The sequence below is a fragment of the Paracoccus cavernae genome (assembly GCF_042430175.1).
Classification (GTDB): domain Bacteria; phylum Pseudomonadota; class Alphaproteobacteria; order Rhodobacterales; family Rhodobacteraceae; genus Paracoccus; species Paracoccus cavernae.
In genome coordinates, this window is the sequence record NZ_JBHMDZ010000006.1 from 233,102 (window position 1) to 255,473 (window position 22,372).

General features: G+C 65.1%; 10 protein-coding genes. 3 read left to right on the top strand and 7 right to left on the bottom strand.

The window, feature by feature from the left end; all coding sequences use genetic code 11:
- Window positions 1-63: 63 nt before the first annotated feature.
- Complete coding sequence (locus ACFFUC_RS08020) at window positions 64-240, bottom strand: hypothetical protein (protein WP_377685158.1); 177 nt, start codon at window positions 238-240, stop codon at window positions 64-66.
- 284 nt (window positions 241-524) lie between these two features.
- Here ACFFUC_RS08020 and ACFFUC_RS08025 point away from each other — a divergent pair, with 284 nt between their 5' ends.
- On the top strand, window positions 525-1,745 hold the full coding sequence (locus ACFFUC_RS08025; RefSeq protein WP_377685160.1) for a glycosyltransferase family 4 protein: 1,221 nt from the start codon (window positions 525-527) through the stop codon (window positions 1,743-1,745).
- Window positions 1,746-1,831: 86 nt separating this feature from the next.
- On the opposite strand, the gene ACFFUC_RS08030 is transcribed toward ACFFUC_RS08025, so the two are convergent.
- The 4 genes from ACFFUC_RS08030 to ACFFUC_RS08045 form a co-directional block, all read right to left on the bottom strand.
- Window positions 1,832-6,541: a MupA/Atu3671 family FMN-dependent luciferase-like monooxygenase gene (locus ACFFUC_RS08030; RefSeq protein WP_377685161.1), complete on the bottom strand. Its 4,710-nt coding sequence runs from the start codon at window positions 6,539-6,541 to the stop codon at window positions 1,832-1,834.
- On the bottom strand, window positions 6,538-7,518 hold the full coding sequence (locus ACFFUC_RS08035) for a glycosyltransferase family 2 protein (protein ID WP_377685163.1): 981 nt from the start codon (window positions 7,516-7,518) through the stop codon (window positions 6,538-6,540). Before ACFFUC_RS08035 ends, ACFFUC_RS08030 begins: the two co-directional genes overlap by 4 nt.
- A gap of 20 nt (window positions 7,519-7,538) precedes the next feature.
- Complete coding sequence (locus tag ACFFUC_RS08040; RefSeq protein WP_377685165.1) at window positions 7,539-13,865, bottom strand: type I polyketide synthase; 6,327 nt, start codon at window positions 13,863-13,865, stop codon at window positions 7,539-7,541.
- 97 nt (window positions 13,866-13,962) lie between these two features.
- On the bottom strand, window positions 13,963-15,384 hold the full coding sequence (locus ACFFUC_RS08045) for an O-antigen ligase family protein (RefSeq protein WP_377685167.1): 1,422 nt from the start codon (window positions 15,382-15,384) through the stop codon (window positions 13,963-13,965).
- A gap of 119 nt (window positions 15,385-15,503) precedes the next feature.
- Here ACFFUC_RS08045 and ACFFUC_RS08050 point away from each other — a divergent pair, with 119 nt between their 5' ends.
- The gene (locus ACFFUC_RS08050; RefSeq protein ID WP_377685169.1) at window positions 15,504-16,277 is read left to right on the top strand and encodes a WecB/TagA/CpsF family glycosyltransferase; all 774 of its coding nucleotides are present in this window, start codon (window positions 15,504-15,506) and stop codon (window positions 16,275-16,277) included.
- On the opposite strand, the gene ACFFUC_RS08055 is transcribed toward ACFFUC_RS08050, so the two are convergent.
- Both ACFFUC_RS08055 and ACFFUC_RS08060 read right to left on the bottom strand, forming a co-directional pair.
- Window positions 16,207-17,454 (bottom strand): glycosyltransferase, encoded by a 1,248-nt coding sequence (locus ACFFUC_RS08055; RefSeq protein WP_377685171.1) that lies wholly within the window; start codon window positions 17,452-17,454, stop codon window positions 16,207-16,209. The genes ACFFUC_RS08050 and ACFFUC_RS08055 overlap by 71 nt on opposite strands.
- A gap of 39 nt (window positions 17,455-17,493) precedes the next feature.
- Window positions 17,494-19,437 (bottom strand): Hint domain-containing protein, encoded by a 1,944-nt coding sequence (locus tag ACFFUC_RS08060; protein WP_377685173.1) that lies wholly within the window; start codon window positions 19,435-19,437, stop codon window positions 17,494-17,496.
- A gap of 298 nt (window positions 19,438-19,735) precedes the next feature.
- On the opposite strand from ACFFUC_RS08060, the gene mutS reads away from it, so the two are divergent.
- A complete protein-coding gene (gene mutS, locus ACFFUC_RS08065) occupies window positions 19,736-22,369 on the top strand; it encodes a DNA mismatch repair protein MutS (protein WP_377685175.1) in 2,634 nt (877 codons plus the stop codon).
- Window positions 22,370-22,372 lie beyond the last annotated feature (3 nt).

The window sequence follows — 22,372 nt, forward strand, 5'->3', positions numbered from 1 at the left end:
TCACCGGCCGCCGGTGCGGCACGGTGTGCAAGCAAATTCGAAGTCCCGAAATCGAAGTCGCGCCTAGCGCGCTTGGCGGCCTGCACCAGCAGGCGCGAGCTCGCAGGGCGCGGCTTCATTCCATTGCGCCTCTTCGGCATCCTCTTCCGTCAGAAAGCGGCGCCAGGCCAGCGCGAGAACCATCACGGCGCCACAAAGAGCGTAGAGGGTAACCGCAGGGAAAAACGTCAAATTCAGCATCCAAGCGGCCAGCGCCGTGCAGGCGGCCGAGACTGCTGAAGATATGCCTAGAATAGCAAACAGTTTCCTGCTCCATTAATACCGTGTTCATGGCCATGCGATATCAACCGTGCTTCCACCGCGCTACAAAGCCAGAACTAAATTAAACTTCTCAAATCCGCGCCGAGTCGCAAAGTAAACTTCTGCGCGGCTACACTTTCCGGCCTAAAATCGCCCAGACTAGTTAAAATTTCGGCAATAGTTTGCCAGTATCAGTGACAAAACACTCATAAGTAGAAATTAAGATGAAATTGCCGCGAATCGGATATCTCGTCAACACTTATCCGCGACCCTCCCACAGCTTCATTCGCCGTGAGATTGCGGCACTCGAACGGTTCGGCTTTTCGATCCACCGCTTTTCGATGCGCAGCGACGAAGAAGCGCTGACCGATCCGGCCGATCTCGCCGAACATGCGAAAACCGAACGGATACTGGATCTCGGCGGTCGCAAGCTGGTGACGAACCTTCTGCGCCAGAGCCTGCGCGCCCCGAAAGCGACCGCCCGCGGGCTGCGCCTTGCGTGGAAACGGGCGCGTGCGGGCGAATCCTCCTTCTTGCGCCAGTTCATCTATCTGGCCGAGGGCGCGACGGTCGCCTTAAGGGCGAACGCGCTGGGGCTGTCGCATATTCACGCCCATTTCGGCACGAACTCGACCCGCGTCGCCGCTTATGCACGGCTTTTGGGCGGGCCGCGCTTCAGCTTTACCGTCCATGGCCCCGAAGAATTCGACGGTCCTTTGGCTCTCGATTTGGGCGAGAAAATCAAATCATCCCAATTCTGTGCGGCGATCAGCAGCTATGGCCGCTCGCAGCTTTATCGCTGGACCGAGCCGGAATATTGGCAAAATGTCAAAGTCGTTCATTGCGGGATCGAGCTTGCCAATTGGCCCGAACCGGGTCCGATGCCCCAAGGCGATCAACTGCGCATGGTCGCGATCGGGCGCTTTGCCGAACAGAAGGGCTTCGGCCTTCTGATCAAATCCTTCGCCGCCGCCCATCGCCGAAATCCCGCGCTGCATCTGTCGCTGGTCGGCGACGGCCCGCTTCGCCCCCAGATCGAGGCCATGTTGCGCCAGGAAAGCATGGAGCAAGCCGTCGATCTTCTGGGCTGGCAGGACGAGAACGGCGTGCGCAACGCTCTCGCCGCCTCGCATCTTCTGGTCGTGCCGAGCTTTGCCGAAGGCCTGCCCGTCGTCATCATGGAGGCGATGGCCAGCGCCCGCCCCTGTATCGCAACCTATGTTGCGGGCGTCCCCGAGCTGGTGCGTCCCGGTTACGAAGGCTGGCTGGTGCCCGCCGGCGATTGCGATGCACTGTCCGCCGCCATGCTGGATGCCGCGCGGACCGATCGGGCCCAGCTCGAGGAAATGGGTCAGGCCGCGCGCGTCCGCGTGATGGAGCGGCACGACATCGACCAGTCGGCCCGCCTTCTGGCGCGCCATTTCCTGTCCTCTTCCGAGCACTAAAGGCGGCCGCCAGCCGCACGACCGTCCAAAGCAAAAGGGCGCCGGTTCGATCCGGCGCCCTTCCTGATTTCCGCTCGCTCGTCCGCTCAGCGGTTTTGACGCAGTTGCGCACGCATCGCGCGGCGCTGCGCGACGATATCGCTCGCACTCTCCGAAATCGGCGCGGCCGCAGGGGCCTGCATGACGGCAGGCTGCGCGACCGGCGCGGCGACCTGCACCGGAGCCTGCACAGCAGGGGCCACGACGGCAGGACGCGGGGCAGCCGGTGTCGCGACCGGCGCGGCCGTTGCCGCTCCTGCGGGGGCAAGGCCCGCGACGTGCTTCTGGAACGCCTCGAACACGGGGAAGCGGAAAACATCCGTCACCCCCAGACGCGCCAACCCCAGACGGTCGCGCAAGGTGCGGTGAAGCTGGATCGCCAGCAGCGAATGGCCGCCAAGCGCGAAGAAATTGTCGCGCGGCGCGATCGAAGGCACGCCAAGAGTCTCGCGCCAGATCTCGAGCACGCCCTGCGCCAGTTCGGCATTGCCCGCATTGGCAGCGACGGGAGCCGGTGCAACAGGTGCAGGGGCAACCGCGACAGGCGGCGCGACAGGCGGCGGCGCGACCACCGGCACCGCGCGCACCACACCGCCCGGAACCGGCAATTGCTTGCGGTCGATCTTGCGGTTCGGCGTCAGCGGCATCTTGTCGAGAACGACGATCCGGCCCGGCACCATATGGCCCGGAAGCCTTTCGATCAAAGCCTCGCGCATCCGCGCCTCGTCGAGGCCCGCGCCGGTGACATAGGCGACCAGACGGCGGTCGCCCGCTACATCCTCGCGCACGATCGCAACCGCGTCGCGCACGCCCGTCAGATCGGCCAAAGCGGCCTCGATCTCGCCCAGTTCGATGCGGAAGCCGCGCAATTTGATCTGGAGATCGGCGCGCCCGATGTAATCAAGCAGCCCGTCCTCGCGCCAACGCACGAGATCGCCGGTCTTGTACATGCGCGCGCCCCAAGGCGCGGCGCGGTCCGGCGTCACGAAAGGATCGGGACGGAAGGCGGCATTGGTCAGATCCTCGCGCTGCCAATAGCCGCGCGTCACGCCATGGCCGCCGATCCACAGCTCGCCCTGACCATCGGGCGGCACGGGGCTGCCTTCGGTGTCGAGAACATAGATCTGCGTATTGGCGATCGGGCGGCCCAAGGTGACCTCGGCCCCGTGCGACAGATCGGCGACCGTCGACCAGATCGTCGTCTCGGTCGGGCCGTACATGTTGAGGATCTTGGCATCCGACAGGCGGCGCATCTCGGCCAGAAGGCTGGGCGGAAGCGCCTCGCCACCGACCATGATGCATTTCAGACGCCCCATTTCGGCGGCAACCACCGGATCGGAGACCAGAATCCGCGCCATCGAGGGCGTGCATTGCAGATGGGTGACCTTGTGGCGGCGGATCTGCGCGGCCATCGAGAAATCGCCGTCGTCTTCAAGCGGATTGACCGCCTCGCGCAGCTTCGCAAGCAGCGGGAAACCCTCGACCACCTGTGCGGGGGCGATACCGTAATCGATCAGACAGGCGATCTCGCCCACGCCGATGCCGCGCAGATGCTCGACCCGCGCAACGCCGTCCTCGAAGGAGCCGAACAGGCCCGAATCGTCGAAATAGCGCAGGAAGGCGAATTCGAGGATGCCGTCCATCTCGTCATCGCTCAGCGTGCCGAGGTCGATCGCCATCGGGTTCGACATGCCTTCGGGGCGGCGGAACGCGGGGAAATCCCAAGCATATTGTTTGACGAGAGCGGCCGCCGAACGCAGATAGGCCTTCATCGGCTCGCGCGCGATTTCGCGGGCGGTGTCGCGATCCGCCGCAAGGCAGGTATGCAACATCAGCGAGACTTTGAAGTCTTCGGGATTGTGGCCCGCAGCCCGCAGCGCGGCGTGGTAATCCTTGATCCGCGCTTCGACCGTATCGATGCTTTGGCCCAGAAGATGCGTCAGGACGTTCATCCCCAGACGCCCCGCCTCTTTCCAGGTGTCCGGATTGCCCGCAACCGTCATCCACAGCGGAATTTCGGGCTGGACCGGACGCGGCTGGGTCACGACCTCGAAACTGGTCCCGTCGCCTTTGGGGAAGGCCACCGCCTCACCGCGCCACAACCGGCGCAGCTCGTCGATCGCGGTGATCATCGAGGGCTTGTTCTCCGGCGGGCGGTTCTCGGGCCGCAGGACGAAATCGTCGGGCTGCCAGCCGGAGGCGATCGCCAGACCGGCACGACCGCCGGTAAGATTGTCGATCACCGCCCATTCCTCGGCGACGCGGGCAGGATGATGAAGCGGGATCACGCAGCTGCCGGCGCGCACCGCGATGTTCTTCGTGACCGCAGCCACCGCCGCACCCGTCACCGAAGGGTTCGGATAGGGGCCGCCGAAAGCGTGGAAGTGGCGCTCAGGCGTCCAGACGGCGGTGAAGCCGTTTTCATCGGCGAAACGCGCGCCATCCAGCAGCAGCTTGTATTTCTGCGGCCCCGGCCCGTCGTCGTTGCCCCAGTAGAACAGGCTGAAATCCATCTGCTTTCCGGCAGGCTGCGCCACGCCGCCCGACACCGCCAGCCGCGATTCCTCGCCCGCGATCACCAGCTTCATGCCGCGAGACAAGGTCCAGAAGATCTCGAGCACGGAAATGTCGAAGGACAGACTGGTCACCGCCAGCCAGGCATCGCCCGGCGCGTGCGGAATGAACGCATCCATGCCGGTGAAGAAATTCGAGACGTTGCGGTGCTCGATCATCACGCCTTTCGGACGCCCCGTCGAGCCCGAGGTAAAAATCAGATAGGCAAGGTTTTCCGGCTTCACCGCCGTCACCGGCGCTGGCGCCTGCGCCGGAATGGTCGCGGGAATGGTGATGACCTGCGCACCATGGGGGGGCAAATCGCCCTCCATCCCCTCTTGCGCCAGCACGACCGCCGCGGCGCTATCCTCTACATAAAGCGCGATGCGGTCGACGGGGTAATCGGGATCGAGCGGCACATAGGCCCCGCCCGCTTTCAGGATCGCCAGCGCGCCGATCACCAGTTCGGGCGAACGGCGGGCGAAGATGCCCACAGGCCGGTCGGGACCGACGCCAAGCGCCACCAGCCGCGCCGCCAAAGCATTTGCGGCGCGGTCAAGCTCGCCGCGCGTCAGCTGGCGGTTTTCAAAAACCAGCGCGACCGCATCGGGATCGGCGGCAGCCGTCGCCGCGATCAGCTCATGCATGCAGGCAGGAGCGACATCGACGAATGTGTCGTTACGCGCGACCAGAAGCTCGTGCCGCTCGGCATCCGACAGCAAGGGAATGTCGCGCAGAAGCGTCGCCTCGGGCAGGGCCATGGCGCGGCGGATCGCCTCGGCGGCGCGTTCGGCCCGCGCGGGAGAGATGCGTGCCGCATCATAGTCGATCCATGCCCGGCCATCGGCCAGCGTGACGCGCAAGGCGCTGGGGGTCGCGGCACCATCCGCGCTCAGGCTGATGGCGAGATCGGGAAGCGCCGCCTCGCGCAATTCGGGCGCACGGCGCAGCAGATCCGCCATGAAGGGGCCGCGTTTGGCGGCATCCTCTTGCGCGAGACGCAGGCTCTCGGCCAGCCCGCCAAGGCTCGCGCGCGGGTTCGCCTCGACGCGCAGCGGGACCCAATCGGAGACGATCCCTTTGAAGTCGGGGAATTCGGCCGGACGCAAAGCAAGATCGGTCTCGGCCTGACCGGCGAGGCGCGCCAGCACCGCGGCGACCGCTGCCAAAGCAAGCCCGCCCTCTGCCGCGCCAAGGTCGATGCGCTGTTTGGGGGCACCGGCCTCGGTCAAACCGGGCATGACGGCGGGGTTCATCCGCGCCAGACGCTTGCGCCAGATCCCGTCGCTTTTCGCGGCGCGGGTAGCAAGGGCGCTCAGCCGGTCGCGCGTGGTCGCGTCCAGAGCGGGGACGGATTCGGGCGGGCTGGCGAGCTTGCCGGCAAGGGTGAGACGCACTGCGCCATCGCCGGTCGCAACCGTCAGCTGGTCGCCCTCATGCGCTAGAACCTGCCCCGCCGCACCGCTGCCTTCGGCATATTCGGCCGCGGCCACCATGACGATATGGCCGTCTGCCAGCGCCAGTTTCGGCTCGGCCAAGGGGTTCCAATAGCCGCTGTGATCCAGCGCGCGCACCAGATCGACGATGCGCCGCGAGGGTTGCGTGAAATCGAGAACGCCCGCCGCCTCGGGCCGTTTGTCGAGCGCGTAATAGCCGCGCTGGCCAAGGTCCTGCTTTTGCCGGATCGGCGCGCCGCTTTCGAGCATCTGCACGACATCGGCAAAGGCCTCGGCCCCGCGGGCAAAGCAACGCGCGTTCAGCGTCAACGCATTGTCGTCGGGACGGATGGGGAATTGGCGGCTGGCAAGGATGTCGCCCTCGTCGATGCCGCCCTCGATCATGTGCCAGGTGATGCCGTGATCGGTCTTGCCCTCGATCATCGCCCAAAGCGGTACGTTCAGCCCCGCCATGCGCGGCAAGGGGCCATCGTGGAAATTGATCGCCCCGAGACGGCCGCGCGCCAAGGTTTCGGGCTTGAGGATCGACAGGTTCGCCACGCTGAAAACCCAATCGGCGACCGGCGCGTCGGCCGGCTGCGGCGCATCCTGATCCTCGACGCGCAGGCCCTGCCCCTGCGCCCAATCGCGCAGCTCGGGGTTACGGGTGACGATGGCCAGAATGGCGTGGCCGCGCGCGATCAGCGTCTCGGCGGCGTGGCGCATCAGGGATTCATTGCCGATAACGACGGCGGAAAACTCGGTCATGACTGGCCCTTTTCAACATGGACTGGCTTGGGCTGGCGGCGGAGCGCATGGCGCATCATCAACCCCAGATGGCCTTTGGGAGTACCGGAATCGCGGCGTTGCAGCAGGCAGCGCAGCTGCCACAGGCTTGTGCCCGCGACATGGGCGGCGGTGGCGGTCAATGCGCCTGTGCGGCCGTGGTGTTTCTCGAAATAGCGGCGGCGGGAATCGTACCAGTAATCGGGCACCCGAGCCCAACGCTTCATGCCCGTCGAAGCGGAACCGATATGCGCGATCTCGCTTTCGTAGACGTAATGCGTCTCCCAGCCGGCATCGGCCGCGCGGCGGCAGAGGTCGGTTTCCTCGAAATAGAGAAAGAACCCCTCGTCGAACAAACCGATCTGGTCGAGCATCTCGGCGCGCATCATCATCGAGGCCCCCGCCGACCAATCGACCTGAAGCGACTGTAAAGGCTGCGGCAAAGCCACGATCTTGTTGCGCAGCAGCTTGGAAATCGGGCCGGTTTTCACCGTCGCCTCGAATTCGCCCGCGGTCGAGGGAAAACGAAAGGCGGTGTGATGGGGCTCGCCGTCCATGCCGCGAATGCGCGAACAGGCGATGCCGGCCTTGGCGTGATGGTCGAGATAGCTGATCAAAGCGCGGATCGCGCCTTGCTGGGGGATCGCGTCCGAATTGAGCAGATAGACGAGATCCGCGCGCCGCCCGTCCGGTGCGCCGCGACGGATGCCGTAATTGTTGCCCGCCCCAAAGCCGCCGTTCCGGCCGGATTCAACGATGGCGAGGCGGCCGGAATCGAGCCAGCCCCGGGCCTTAGCCTCGGCCGTCATCGCCTCGAAAGAGCCGTCACCCGAGTCGTTGTCAACCAAAGTGACGCCGCCCTCGATCCCCTCCATCTCGCGCAGCGCGCCTTCTACCGCCATCAAGGACAGATCCGGTGTCCGGAAATTCAGGACGATCGTATTCAAAACAGGCGACATTTTATCCAATCCGCTCATCGTCATTCCGCCGCCTCGGCCCGTGCCGCGACGGCTTCATCGGCCTCGCGCAGAATGTCGCGCAGAACCGAGGCCAAGCGCCGCACATTGGGCTCGAGCACCATGGAATCGTGATCCCCCGGCACCTCGATCACCCGCAATTGCGGCATCCATTCCGACCAGCCGTTATCCTCGTAAAGATACTCGCGGCCCGTCGTGACCCAGCGCCCGCCCGAGACCTTGAACCGGTGATCGAGCGGCGGACGGAACATCGCGACCGGCCCTTTCCATTCGGCGAGTTCGACCTTGGGCAGAGCCTCGCGGAAGGCCGCCTCGATCGCGAGATCGTGGAAGGCGGCACCTTCTGCCTCGGGGGCGGCGGCATTGGCGCGCTGGCGGCGCGACATCTCGTAGCCGAGCTTGTTCTTGATCCAATTGGCCGCAAAGGCTGGGCCCTGCTCGCGCATTTCCGTGAAGCGGATCAACAGCTTGTCCTGCTTCGACAGGCCCGGACGCATCGGCAGCGGCGTATCGAGCATGACGAGCTGCGCCACCTCTTCGCCCTCGGCCTGCAGGAGCCGCGCCATTTCCAGCGCGATCAGCCCCCCGCCCGAGAAGCCGCCCAGCAGATAGGGGCCATGCGGCTGGACCTGACGGATCTCGACCAGATAATCGCGCGCGGCGTCGATAAAGCTTTCATGCGGCTTGTCGTCGCCGAACAGGCCGCGCGCCTGAAGGCCGTAGAAATGGCGGTCGGGCCCGACGCGCTGCGCCAGCTGGCGCAGGTTCATGATATTGCCGAACATCCCCGCGACCATGAAGAAGGGCGTGCCGCCATCCGTGCCGCCCATATCGACGACGAAACGGCGCGCGGGCTTGTCGCCCTGATCGGCAGCTGCCACCAGACGCGGGCCCGCCGCGACTACGCCGTCGCGCGGAGCGACACGCGGCGCGATCAGCGCGGCCAGTTTGGCGATGGTCGGTGCCTCGAACAGCGTCGAGATCGGCAGATCGATCCCGATCGCCTTTCGCACCTGCGCAAACATCCGGACCGCGATCAGCGAATGGCCGCCAAGGTCGAAGAAACTATCCTCGGCCCCGATCTGGGCGATGCCCAGAAGCTCGGACCAGATCGCCGCGATTTCGGCCTCGAGACCCGGAGCAGGCTCGACGAAATCGCCGTCGAGATCGGGCCGCTCGAAGCCGCCCTCGCTCGCGCCCGCGTCTTCGGGAAGCGCCGCTTCGGCGATCAGCGAGGGCAGATCCAGCGAGGAAACAAACACCTGCGGCAGGCCGGTCGCCAGGGCACGCGTCAGCATTTCCGGCCCGATTTCGGCGGGAATACCCTGCGAGATATTGAGATGCAGGCGTCGCTCGGCAGGGCTGAGCGGGCGCGCGGCGTCGACCTTCGCGCGGGAACCGGCGTTGAAGCCGCCTTCGAGCTTGCGGATGGCGAAACCGCGGATTTCCACCGCAACGGTGCCGTCGGGCAGCGCCAGATCGATATCGAACTGCGCCATGCCTACGGCGGCCGTATTCGCGCCCGCATTGCGGATGCGGCTGATGACCTGCCCGCCCATCGGACCATGCACGATGATCGAGCCGTAACCCATCGGCACCCAGAGGTGATCGGGACGCCAGCCCTCGACCAGCTCCATCGCCCAGCCGGTCGCAATATCGAGCAGCGCCGGATGCAGGATGTAGCCCTGCGCCAGATCACCCGCGAAGGCCGGATCAAGCGCGAGCTCCGCCATGCCCTCGCCGCCGGTGATGGCGTAACGGCGCAGGACCTGCCAACGCTGACCGAAGCGCATCTGGCTGTCTTGCGCCGAACGGATCGCCGCCCCCTGCCCGTCCTTTTGCCAGACGGCAGGCGCAACCACGCCGCGCGGCTGGTCCTTTTGCACCGTTTCGATCCGCGCGGTGACATTCGGCCCCGCCTGCGGATCGTCGAGTACGCTGACGCGCAGCCCGTCGCCTTCCGGCTCCAGCCGGATCGTGACCAGCGCCGAGCCGCCATCCGCGACCAGAACCGGCCGCAGGAACTCCAGATCCGAGATCGCGACCGGCAGGCTGAGGCCGACCTCGACCGCGGCTTCGGTGATCAGCTCGATCCAGCCCGTCCCCGGCATCAGCGCCTGCCCCGAAGCCGTGCGGTGTCCGCCGATGATCCAGTCTTCGATGCGCAAGAGCTTGCGGAACTGGCGTCCCCCCGGCATCGGCTGGCTGTCGTCGAGCAACGGACGCCCGACCGGCGCGACAATCGCATCGCTCGCCGGACGATCCAGACCCGCCGCGCGCGCCGCCATGCCGGCATCGGCCCAGACGCCCCAATTGACGGCCAGCACCTGCCCGAGCGCCGCCGGAGCCGAACGCGCAACCGCGTTCAGATATTCGTTCGCCGCGACATAATCGGCCTGCCCCGCTGCCCCGATCACCGAGGAGGTCGAGGAAAACAGCACGGTCTGCTTCGCCGGATGCTCGGCCAAGGCCGAAACCAGCGCCTGCGTGCCCAAAAGCTTGGGCGCGAGCACATCCCATGAATCGTCATCGGTCTTGGTCGCGATCAGCGCGTCGCGCGTAACGCCCGCCGCATGCATCACAACATCGAGCGAGCCGAACCGCGCCCGTGCCTCGTCGACCACGCGGCGCATGTCTTCGGGGCTGGTCACTTCGGCGCGGACGGCCAGAACCTCGGCCCCCAATTCCTCGAGCTGGCGGACGGCTGCCTCGACACGGGCCGAGCCGGTGGCCCCGCGCGTGGTCAGAACCAGCTTCGCGCCGCCCTTTTGCGCCAGATCCTGCGCGATGGTCTGACCGATCCCGCCGAAACCGCCGGTGATCAGGGTCACGCCCCGCGAGGGCGCAGGGGACTCGGGCAAGGCGACCGCCTCGATGCCTTGGGCAAAACGTCGCGGACCGCGCCAGGCGATCACCTCGACGCCGTTCAGGGGCGCGAGCGCCTCTTCCAGAAGCTGCGCCGCCAGAAGATCCAGCGCCGCACCATCGGTTTTCGCCCCGCCAAAGGTGCTGCGGCGGGTTTCGGGCACGCGCAGATCGACCAAGCGGGTCGAAACCCCCGCCGCCTCGTGCGGCAGTACCCGCAACGGACCGAGGATGGTCGATTTCTCGGGCTGGCTCGCCGCCTCGCCCGAAACGCTCAGCGTATCGCTGGTCACCGCAATCAGATCGAGCGGTTGATCCGCCAGCTCAGAGCCGATCGCCTGCGCCAGATGCAGCAGGCTGAAGAAGCCGCGCTCAAGCCGCGTGTTCAGGATCGAGGAACCCGCACGGATACGGTCCTCGGTCGTGACCGACCACAGATGCAGGATCCGCTCGGGCCGGAGGTCTTGTCCGATCAGCGCGGCCAGCAGGATCTCGTAGCCTTCGCGGTCGGATTCGGGCGGCAAGGTGAAATGGCCGCCACCGAAATCATGGAAACGGTCGCCCGCCTTTACGGTCGCGACCACTTGGCCGAGCGCGGTCAGGCTGGCGGCCACGCGCTCGCCCAGACCGGATTCGTCCATGAAAATCAGGAAGCTTTTCTTGTCCGTCGCGACGGGCCGACCCTCGGCCCCGATCTCGACATCGGTGCCGGCCAGACGCCATGCCGGACGCCAGCCCCAATCGGCCGGATCCTCGATCCGCGCGAGTTCGTCGCTGGTCGCGGCGATCTCGGGCCGCGACTGTTCGATGAAATAGCGTTTGCGCTGGAACTGGTAGCCCGGAAGCGACAGGCGGCGACGCTGGATGCCGCCCCAGATCTGGTCCCAGTCGATGGCAACACCCGCCGCCCAGATCCGCGCAAGGCCGAGCATGAAGTAGACATCATCGCCCACCGCATGATCGCGGTGGCGCAGGGTCGAGATCACCTGATTGCTGGTGAGAGCGGGATGCGACTGCGCCATGACCTTCATCGCGCGGCCGGGGCCGACCTCGAGAAAGATCCGCCCCGGTACGCGCGCGAGATGGTCGATCCCGTCGGCGAAACGGACGGTCCCGCGCAGATGGGCGACCCAGTAATCGGGATCCATCGCCTCGGCATCGGTCAAAACCACGCCCGAGCGGTTGGAAATGATCGGAATTTGCGGCGCGTTCAGACGAATCCGCGCGAGGTAGTCACGGAAACGTCCCAGAATCGGTTCAAGCATCCGTGAATGGGCAGCAATCGAGATCGCGATGCGCTGGGTCTCGATGCCTTTGGCCTTCATCCGTACGGCGAAAGCGTCCAGCGCCGCATCCGAGCCGGAAACCACGCTCAGCATCGGCGCATTGACGGCGGCGAGGTCCAGATCGTCGCCCAACTCGTCGGCGAAATCCGCGGGCGGAAGCTCGATGCTGAGCATGCCGCCTGCGGGCACGGTATCGAACAGTTGGCCGCGCAGATGGACAAGGCCGATACAATCCTCGAAGGACATGACACCGGCCAAGGCGGCCGCGGTATTCTCGCCCATCGAATGGCCGATCAGCGCGGCGGGCTGGACGCCCCAGCTCATCCAGAGCTGCGCCAGCGCATATTCGGTGATCATCAGCAAAGGCAGCTGGATCGAGGGCTTGAGCAGCCGCTCGTCGGCAGCCTTGCGCCCCTCTTCGGAGGGAAGCCAGAGCGCGCGCAGATCCTCGCCGCTTGCCTTGGCCATATGGTCGAGACCGCGATCCATCCACTCGCGGAAAACCGGCTCGGTGCCGTAAAGGTCGCGGGCCATGCCGGCATATTGCGCGCCGCCGCCCGGCAGCATGAAGACGACCTCTGCATCCTCGGCCACGAGCTGCTGGTCGAAAACCAGCTGCGGATCGGGGGTAGCCAGCTGCTTCGCGGCCTCGGCCGCATCATGGGCAATCAGGACGCGGCGGCGGTCGAAACGGTGCCGGCCGTGGGTCAGCGTATAGGACAGGTCGGCCATATCGACGGCCGGATTATCCGCCAGCCAACCGGCCACGGCCTGCGCATTGGCATCCAGCGCCGCTTTGCTGCGGCCCGAGACGGTGACGATATGGAAAGGCCAGTCCGATTGCGCGGGCGGCGCGATCCGCGGCGGCTCCTGCACGACGACATGGGCATTGGTGCCCCCGACGCCCAACGAGTTCACACCCGCGCGCCGGACCGGCGCCGACCATTCGGTCAGCCGGTCGTTGACCTGAAACGGGCCGCCCGCGAAATCGATGGCGGGGTTGGGCTTTTCGAAGCCGAGGCTCGGCGGGATCTTTCCGTGATGGACCGACAAAGCGGTCTTGATCAGACTCGCGCCGCCCGCGGCCGTGTCGAGATGGCCGATATTCGTCTTGACCGAGCCGATATAGCACGGGCCGTTGCGCGCTCCGGGGACACGCTCGAAGGCTTGGTTCAGCGCCGCGACCTCGATCGGATCGCCAAGCGCGGTGCCCGTCCCGTGGCATTCGACATAACCGATCGAGCCGGAATCGACGCCCGACATCACCAACGCCTCGGAAATCGCCTGCGCCTGGCCCTCGACACTCGGCGCAAGATAGCCGGCCTTGGCCGAGCCGTCGTTGTTGATCGCCGATCCCTTGATGACCGCCCAGATGTGATCGCCGTCGGCAATCGCATCCGACAGGCGGCGCAGCACCAGAACCGCCGCGCCCGAGCCGAAAACCGTGCCCTGCGCGCGGTGGTCGAACGCATGGCAATGGCCGTCGGGCGAGAGGATCTCGTTTTCCTTGTAAAGATAGCCGCGCGCATGGGGCAGCTCGATGGTGACGCCGCCCGCCAAGGTCATGTCGCATTCGCCCGACAACAGCGACTGGCTCGCCATATGGATCGCGACCAGCGAGGTCGAACAGGCGGTCTGGACGTTGACGCTCGGCCCGCCGAGATCGAAAGCAAAGCTCACGCGGGTCGACAGGAAATCCTTGTCGTTGCCGGTATGGCGCAACAGAAAATGGCCGACATTATCGACCAGCTCGCGGTTCGAGCAGACGTTCCAGTAGAAATAGCTTCCCATGCCGCAACCGGCGAAAACGCCGATCGGCGCCTTGAATTCCGCGGGCACATGCGCCGCATCCTCGAGCGCATGCCAGCAGGTCTCGAGGAATTTGCGATGCTGGGGGTCCATGATCGCGGCTTCCTTGGGGCTGAGCCCGAAGAATTCCGCATCGAATCCGTCGAAGTCGCCGAGAACCGCGGCCGAGCGGACGTAATTGGGATCACGCAACCGCGCGCGCGATTCGCCCGCGGCAAGCAGCTGCTCTTCGGTCAGAGGCTGGATCGATTCGACACCGCGACACAAATTGTCCCAGTATTCGGACACATCCTTCGCCCCCGGCAATTGGGCCGCCATACCAATAATGGCAATATCGGTCGCCTCGGCCTTCGGAAAATCGAATGACATAATCCACGTACCCCAGAAGAAACTATTACCGGCCAGCCCAAACAATATGACGGGAGGCTGGCGAATTTATGCCTATATATAATAGCTTCTTCGCCGCCTATATGAGCGAGGTCAATTCTGTCCTTTTGGACAGGGTCTTAGCAGGTAAAATCCGACTATTGGTAAAATAATTTCCCTCGCGCATGCGGACAGCGCTTCCGGCGAGCATGCCGGTCATCAACCACGAGATCGGCGTGATGGTCGCATTGGGGATGAGATCAACCATATTGAGGCCCATGACCAAGGCCACGACGGCAATCGCCATATCCTCTTCGCTCAGCCTGCCGCGCCGCTCGCGCGGCCAGTTGCGCCAGAGCAGGAAGAGCGGCAGGAGCAGCAGCCCGAACTCCGCCACGAAGCCGAAAATCCCGCGCTCGCCCAAAAGGCGGATCCATTCGCCGTCGGTGATCGTCTCGTAGCGCGCCGTGGCCGGATCGACGATCAGCGGGCGGCCCCAGCCGCCCCAGCCGAAAGCCGGACGTTCGAGCGCGCGCTGCAGCAGCCGCGTTTCGTTGAGCAGGCGGAACTCCAGCGACTGGCCGCGATCGGCATCGGCGCCGTTGGTGGTTGCCACGATCTTCTCGATCGGCATCCAGGGCTGGGCGCGCACCACCGGATAGGCGCAGACCGCAACGCCCAGCAGCATTGCCGCAAAGATGATCTGTCGCGGCCGTGCCAGCCACAACAGCGGGGCGGCAATGGTGAACTGCAGCAGAACGCCCATGGATTTGCACATCACGAGCATCATCATCAGATAGCCCGAAATCGCATACCATTTGCCGTTGCGGATCACCCGCGTGAGCGCGATCGCGCAAAGCAGCGCCGTCATGCACAGGAAAGCGACCCAGAGCGGATGCTCGAGAAAGACGATCGGGCGGAAGCCGTTGTAGCGCATCGTCTGGACGAAATCGTGCTGGAAATAGCCGTAGACCCAGACGTTGATCTGCGGAGAAAGCCGCACCTCGACCATCATCGGCAGCGAATAGACCAGCAGGGCCAGCACCAGACCCCGCACCAGAAGGCTCATGCCCTGCGGATTGGAAAGGTATTTGTACCCCAAGGCGAAAGGCACGAGATGGGCGAAAACCAGCATCGATTCGCCGATTGCCTGCGACAATGTGATGCCCGGCCGGACCGAGACCCCCTCGATCAAGGCATCGGGATTGGTGAGCGCCGACAGGATCGGCGCGATCAGCAGCATTCCCAGAAAGAGCGTCACCGGCCCCGAATATCTCGGCGGCTCGGCAATCAGGGCCTCGTCCTTCTTGAGCATGTTGAAAAAGGCCGCCGACAGCGCCGGAATGATCGCTTTGTTGAGGCTGGGGAACAGCGGCAGGTCGATCTCGGCCACCGGCGGCAGCACGAGATAGCCGGCAAGGATCGACCAGATGATCGCCTGCTGGCGCGGCAACCGGTTGAACATCACCGAAACCACGATCGGCCAGATCAAAAGCATCATCAGCGCCTGGGGCGTCGTCATGGCGCGCGCCCTCTTGTGGTTCCAGACGGATTTTGACTAACCATGACCTTGCGCCCGACATTGCAATCGCGGCTGGCGCGACCCATGCTTTCACTGGGATAGCCGTTACGAGGGGCAAGATGCAATTCCGCTTTGAAGACGGCGCGACCGTCACGGTCAACTGCAAGGACGAGGCAGAGCTTCTGGCCAAGGTCCGCGCGCGCCTTGCCGGCGAACAGCCCTTCGCCATTGCGACGATCAATGTCGACCATTTGCAGCGCCTGCCCGAGGATGCGGCCTTCCGTCATGCCTATGCGGCCCATGACCTGATCTGCGCCGACGGCAATCCCGTCGTCTGGCTGTCGAAACTTGCGAAGAAGCCGGTCTCGCTGGTGCCGGGGTCGGATCTCGTGGTGCCGCTGATGCGCGAGGCGGTCGCGGCCGGTGTGCCGGTCGCCTTGGTCGGTGCCAATGACGATTCGCTGGCCAAGGCCGCCGACCGCCTGCGCGAGCTGGTACCGGGCCTGACTGTCGCGCTGACCCATGCACCGGGCTTCCCCTTTGATCCGGACGGGGCAGAAGGGGCGGAGATCATCGAGAAACTGCGCGCCTCGGGGGCAAGGATCTGCCTTTTGGCCATCGGCGCGCCGCGTCAGGAACGCTTCGCGATCCGCGCGCGCAATGCATTGCCCGCGACCGGCTTTGCCTCGATCGGGGCGGGGCTCGACTTTTTGTCGGGTCATCAGCAGCGGGCACCGAAAATCATGCGCCAGGCCAAGATGGAATGGCTGTGGCGCATGCTGTCGAACCCCAAACGTCTGGCCGGACGCTATGCACGGGGCTTTACGATTTTGCCAGGTCAAGCGCTGAAGGCGTGGCGGCAAAGGTCAGATCCGAGCGGTCCGTCTGCTTGAAGACCCGCGCCAGATGCGCCATCCGCGCCTCGAACTCGGATTCCGCATCATGGCGGCGGGCATAGGTCAGCGCCGCCTCGGCATGATCAAGCAATTGCTTGCGGTCTTTGGCCAAAGCCCCGATCTGCTCGGCCATTTGCCGCAGCTGGTTCATCGGCACCGTCCAGCCGCCATTGCTGTGCAGAACCAGCGGCGAGAGCATCTGGTTGTCGAAACCCAGTACCGGCAGGCCGCAGCCCATCGCCTCGAGATAGGTGCATGAGGGATCGGACTGGACGTGGCAGCTGATGAAGAGATCGGCCTCCATCCGCGAAACAGGCACCAGACCGCTCTCGAAGGGCAGCGGGCCGTGGAGCGAGACATGCTTGCCCAGCCCCTTTTGCGCGATCTGTGCGCGCATGCCCTCGGCCAGACTGCCGTCGCCGTAGATCGCCAGCGTAAAGGGCACGCCGCGCGCCACGAGAAGCTCGGCCAGAGGCAGCAGCAGATGCGCCCCCTTGAGCGGCTCGAGCCGGCCCGAATGGATCAGGCGCAAGGGCCCCGCGGCCTCGTGGTGGCGTTGGCGCGCAACCATGTCGCGCGTCGTCGCGAACATCGGCTTCTGCATGCGGTTGTCGAGATAGCGCAAAGCATAGCTGTTGAGCGCGCTATATTCGCTGGCGGCGGGAAAGCCGTTCATCTGGATACCATCGGCCTGACGCAGCACCTGCTTGCGCCGCCGCTCCTGCCGGTAGTTCCAGACCACCGACCACAAGCGGCGCAGATAGCCGCGCCGTTTGTCGATCATCGCGATCCGCATCCGGGTATCGAGCGTGTATTCGATGCCGTAAACCACCGAGAGCCCCAGCGCCTTGGCCGCATCGCCCAAAGCCAGCTGCTCGGTCATATCGGCAGAGGCAAGGACCAGCCCCGGCCCCTTTTCCAGCGCGGTTTCGGGCGCCGCCCCTTCGGGCAGGACCTTGACGCGAAAGCCCAGCTCGTCGATCGGATAGACCGAGCTGAAGGGCAGATCCGAGGCCTTGCCCGCGCAGACGACCGCGGTAATCGGGCCGTCCCAATGGCGCGCGTGCATATCCATACCGGCGACGAATTTGTCGTCGATGCGCAGGTGCCCCTCGTCCACCACCACGACCGGAGCGGCGGAAAAGAGGGTCAGATGGGGTCGATTGTCAGTCATCTCGTCATGACCTCGGGGAATGTTTGAAAAAGATTATACTCAAAAAGCGCGATCAAGAAGGGGATGCGCATTGCGGATATGGCGCTCGGCCATGTGCTTTGCACGGCGGCCCTGGGCAAAAGGACGCGCGGGAACGGGCAATTCCCCCTCACGAAGGGCGGGGAACAGCGTGAAAATTTCTTCGCGGGCGGCGGGGCCGACGGATTTGAGCGCCTCGCTGCCGGTAAAAAGCGACTCTGTTTCGGCCCCGTTCGAGATCAGGATCTCGTGGCTGTCGAAAAGGATGTGGAAATATTCGACGGAATCGACCTCGGCGACCGAGATTCCCTCGACCCCGAGAAGCTGGCGTGCGGCCACCAGAACCTCGGGTGCCCCGAACATGCGCTGCGCAATCGCAGAGCGCACCAGAATGCGGTGCTGCGGCGAAACCATGAGATCCGTGCTCGGCGTATCGAAACCCAGCGCACCGGCCGCAATGCGGATCGGTTGCAGTTTGGGTGCCTCGTCCAAATCGGCGGCGGAAAGCTTGCGGCTGCCGACCCAGCGGATCGGGCGCAGGCCGTGGTCGCGGGTCTGGACCAGCTGGCCGACGGCCAGATCCTCGACCGCGACCTGACGGCCCGAAGCACAGCGGATCATCGTGCCGCGCGCGAAGCAAGGAATGCCCAGAGCATGCAGCTTGGCCGGACTGTCGACCTGATCGGGGCGCACCCCGTCCAGCGTGATCGTCTCGCCATTGGGGAATTGCAGGATCGCCCAGCCCCACTGGTCGACCCCGATCGTGATGTCGTTTACATCGACCGGATTGCCGTCCGCATCATGCAGCCCCGAGACATCAAGCTTGTCGATCGTGGTCCATGATCCGTCGGCACCCTGAACCGGCGCGTTCCAGTTCATCAGCGTATCGTTCCCGCCACCGTCGGCGAAGATCACGATATCTTCCTGCGTATCGGGGAAATTCCGATCGCCGAAGAGGAAGTCGTTGACCATGATGATGTCATCGCCCGCGCCGCCGATGATCGTATCGGCGCCATGTCCGCCGTGCAGCGTATCGGCCCCCGCGCTGCCGACCAGACGGTCGTCGCCCGAGAGGGTCCAGACGTTGACACCGATCGTACCGGAGCCCGAATAGGCCCGCGAGGCGTCGACCGAGTCGTTGCCCGCACCGGTATTGACCTGCTCGAACTGGCCGAACAGCAGCGTATTGCCGTCGGCATAGCTGGCGCTGCCGCCTTCGACGTCGCCGTCGCGGAAGGTGACCGTGAAATCGGCCCCGCCCCACATGTTCAGCGTATCGCCGCCGCCATATTCGCCGGTCTCGCCGCCGTAAATCTCGTCGTGGTTGCCGACGCTGCCGTCATTGCCCCAGCGGATGCCGTCATTGCCGCCGCCGGCATAGACGGTGTCGTTGCCGCGGCTGCTCTCGATCAGGTCTTCGCCGTCGCCCGAATCGATGAAATCGTCGCCGTCTCCGCCGTCCAGCGTATCGCGGAAATCGCTGCCGTAGATGACGTCGTCGCCGGCCCCGCCATGCAGGCCGACGCCGTTGCGCAGCCCGTCATGGGTCGTGTTGCCGTCGGTGCGCGCACCCATGCCGCGCGCGTCCAGAGTGTCGTTACCGCTGCCGGTGTAGATATGTTCGGCGCCGGTAAAGGTGACGGTGCTGCCGCCGAATTGCATCGTACCGTCGCGGAAATTGTCCAGAACGACCGTGGCGTCCTGCGTCAAAGCGCCTGCGTCAAGGTGATCGCCAATATCCTGGACATAACCCGCATCCGGCTCGTCATCGCCGGTGCCCAGATGGATCGTGTCATTGCCGGAATTGTCGTCGACCAGAACGATATCGCGTCCGTTGCCCGCATCGATCAGATCGTCGCCCGCACCGCCGTCAATCGTGTCGTTTCCGTCGAAACCGTTGATGACATCTGCAGCGGCAGTACCCAAAAGGCTGTCGTGATCGTTGGTACCGTCGATATTGGCCATTTTTAACGCACTCACATTCCACTAAATACTTGTAAATATACGCCGCGCCGCAGACATATTGGGCGATAAATTGCCGATGGTTATCTTGTGGCTTGCGTAACTTAATCCTTTTTGCTTCGCCGTCACCTTATCCTTTTATGCAGCCTGTGGATAAGGCGACACGCGGGCACCCGACCGCGCGCCGCCCACCAGGAATTGTACCACACCGCATCGGTGCAACCTAAGGAAGATTGCCTTGGTTCCCTTGCCTGTCGTCACGGTTTATGGACAATCCAACCGATTTTCTTCAGGCGGTACGATGTCCGATCAGCCCACTCCGATGATTGCCCAGTTCCTCGCCATCCGCGAGGCGAACCCCGGCGCGCTTTTGTTTTACCGCATGGGCGATTTCTACGAGATGTTCTTCGAGGATGCACTGGCGGCCTCTGCCGCGCTCGATATCGCGCTGACCAAACGCGGCACCTATCAGGGCGAGCCGATCCCGATGTGCGGCGTGCCCGTCCATGCCGCCGAAAGCTATCTGCTGACCCTGATCCGCAAGGGTTTCCGTGTCGCCATCGCCGAGCAGATGGAGGACCCCGCCGAGGCCAAGAAGCGCGGCGCGAAATCGGTCGTCGCCCGCGACGTCGTGCGCCTTGTCACACCGGGGACGCTGACCGAGGATTCGCTGCTCGAGGCGCGCCGCCACAACTTTCTTGCCAGTTTCGCGACCGTGCGCGACGAGACCGCGTTGGCTTGGGTCGATATTTCGACGGGCGCTTTCCGCGTCTCGCCGGTGCCGCTGGTCCGCCTTGGACCCGAACTTGCCCGCCACGCCCCGCGCGAGCTGCTGGCGGTCGAGGGCAGCAAGCTCGACGAGCTGGCCCAGGATGCCGGTGCGGCCCTGACCGAGCTTTCGGCGGGCAGTTTCGACAGCACCGCCGCCGTGCGCCGCCTCTCGGCGCTGTTCGGGGTGGAAACGCTGGACGGCTTCGGCAGCTTCGGCCGTGCCGAGCTGGCAGCGATGGGCGCGATTGCCGATTATCTCGACATGACCCAGCGCGGGAACCTGCCGCTTTTGCGCCCGCCGGTGCGCGAGGCCACGGGCGGCGCGATGCAGATCGACGCGGCCACGCGGCGCAACCTCGAACTGACGCAGGCGCTTTCGGGCGGGCGCGAGGGCTCGCTTCTGGCCGCCATCGACCGCACCACCACCGCGGCGGGCGCGCGTCTGCTGGACCGCCGCATCAGCGCACCCTCGCGCGATCTGGGCGAAATCCATGCCCGTCAGACGGCCGTCGCCTTCCTCGCCGAGGCCCCGCGCCTGACCGCCGATCTGCGCGACGCGCTGTCGCGCGCGCCCGATATGGACCGCGCCTTGTCGCGCATCGCACTTGATCGCGGCGGCCCGCGCGATCTGACCGCCATCCGCGCCGGTCTGAGCCAAGGCGCGGCGATTGCCGCCCTGATGCCCGAGGATGCCGGCTCGGTTCTGATCGAGGCTGCAGCCGCGCTGGTCGGCCATGACGCGCTGATCGACCTGCTTGACGACGCTCTGGTCGCCGAGCCCCCGCTTCTGACCCGCGACGGCGGCTATATCGCGGCGGGCCATGACGAGGAACTCGACGAGACCCGCCGGTTGCGCGACGAGGGCCGCGGCGTGATCGCCGGAATGCAGGCCGATTTCATCCGCGAGACCGGCGTTCAAAGCCTCAAGATCAAGCACAACAATGTGCTGGGCTATTTCATTGAAACCACCACGACCCATGCCGAGAAGATGCTCGCCCCCCCCCTGAACGAGCGCTTTATCCACCGCCAGACCACGGCAAACCAGATCCGCTTCACCACGGTCGAGCTGTCCGAGCTCGAGACCCGGATCCTCAATGCCCGCGACCGCGCCTTGGAGATCGAGCGCAGGATTTTCGCGGCTCTGGTCAAAGCGGTTCTCGATCAATCGGGGCCGATCGGTCAGGCCGCGCGTGCTTTGGCCGAGATCGACCTACAGGCCGCTTTCGCCGATCTCGCGACCGGCGAGGGCTGGAGCCGTCCCACCGTCGACGAGAGCCGAGCCTTTGAAATCGCCGGCGGCCGCCATCCGGTCGTCGAACGCGCCCTGCGCCGCAAAGGCGAGACCTTTGTGGCCAATGATTGCGCGCTGACCTCGGGGCAGACCCCCGCGATCTGGCTGCTGACCGGCCCGAACATGGCGGGTAAATCGACCTTCCTGCGGCAGAACGCGCTGATTGCGGTCCTCGCGCAGGCGGGGGCCTTCGTGCCAGCAAGCGCCGCCCATATCGGCATGGTCAGCCAGCTTTTCAGCCGCGTCGGTGCGGCGGACGATCTGGCGCGCGGCCGCTCGACCTTCATGGTCGAGATGGTGGAAACCGCCGCGATCCTCAATCAGGCCGATGACCGCGCTTTGGTCATCCTTGACGAGATCGGACGCGGCACGGCGACCTGGGACGGGTTGTCGATCGCTTGGGCGGTGATGGAGCATCTTCATGCAACCAACCGTTGCCGTGCGCTTTTCGCGACCCATTACCACGAGATGACCGCGCTTTCGGCCCGTTTGGACGGCGTGGAAAATGCGACCGTCAGCGTGCGCGAATGGGAGGGAGAGGTGATCTTTCTCCACGAGGTTAAGAAAGGCGCGGCGGACCGCTCCTACGGGGTGCAGGTCGCGCGGCTGGCGGGACTTCCGGCCTCGGTGGTGGAACGCGCCAAGGACATCCTCCATACGCTTGAAAGCGGCGAGCGCGAGGGCGGGACCAAGCCTCAGATGCTGCTCGATGATCTGCCGCTTTTCCGCGCCGCGCCGCCACCGGCCGCACCACCTGCGGCCCGCGCTTCTGCCGCCGAAAGCCGCCTGCGCGAGATCAATCCCGACGAGCTGACCCCGCGCGAGGCGCTGGACCTGCTCTATCAGCTCAAGACCCTGCAAGCCGAGGCGTGAGGC

Excerpts from the sequence above, each read along its gene's own strand:
- ACFFUC_RS08020 (WP_377685158.1), bottom strand. The coding sequence starts at position 240 with ATGCTGAATTTGACGTTTTTCCCTGCGGTTACCCTCTACGCTCTTTGT.
- ACFFUC_RS08035 (WP_377685163.1), bottom strand. The coding sequence starts at position 7,518 with ATGTCGCCTGTTTTGAATACGATCGTCCTGAATTTCCGGACACCGGAT.
- ACFFUC_RS08060 (WP_377685173.1), bottom strand. The coding sequence starts at position 19,437 with ATGGCCAATATCGACGGTACCAACGATCACGACAGCCTTTTGGGTACT.
- ACFFUC_RS08040 (WP_377685165.1), bottom strand. The coding sequence starts at position 13,865 with ATGTCATTCGATTTTCCGAAGGCCGAGGCGACCGATATTGCCATTATT.
- ACFFUC_RS08045 (WP_377685167.1), bottom strand. The coding sequence starts at position 15,384 with ATGACGACGCCCCAGGCGCTGATGATGCTTTTGATCTGGCCGATCGTG.
- ACFFUC_RS08050 (WP_377685169.1), top strand. The coding sequence starts at position 15,504 with ATGCAATTCCGCTTTGAAGACGGCGCGACCGTCACGGTCAACTGCAAG.
- ACFFUC_RS08055 (WP_377685171.1), bottom strand. The coding sequence starts at position 17,454 with ATGACTGACAATCGACCCCATCTGACCCTCTTTTCCGCCGCTCCGGTC.
- ACFFUC_RS08030 (WP_377685161.1), bottom strand. The coding sequence starts at position 6,541 with ATGACCGAGTTTTCCGCCGTCGTTATCGGCAATGAATCCCTGATGCGC.
- mutS (WP_377685175.1), top strand. The coding sequence starts at position 19,736 with ATGTCCGATCAGCCCACTCCGATGATTGCCCAGTTCCTCGCCATCCGC.
- ACFFUC_RS08025 (WP_377685160.1), top strand. The coding sequence starts at position 525 with ATGAAATTGCCGCGAATCGGATATCTCGTCAACACTTATCCGCGACCC.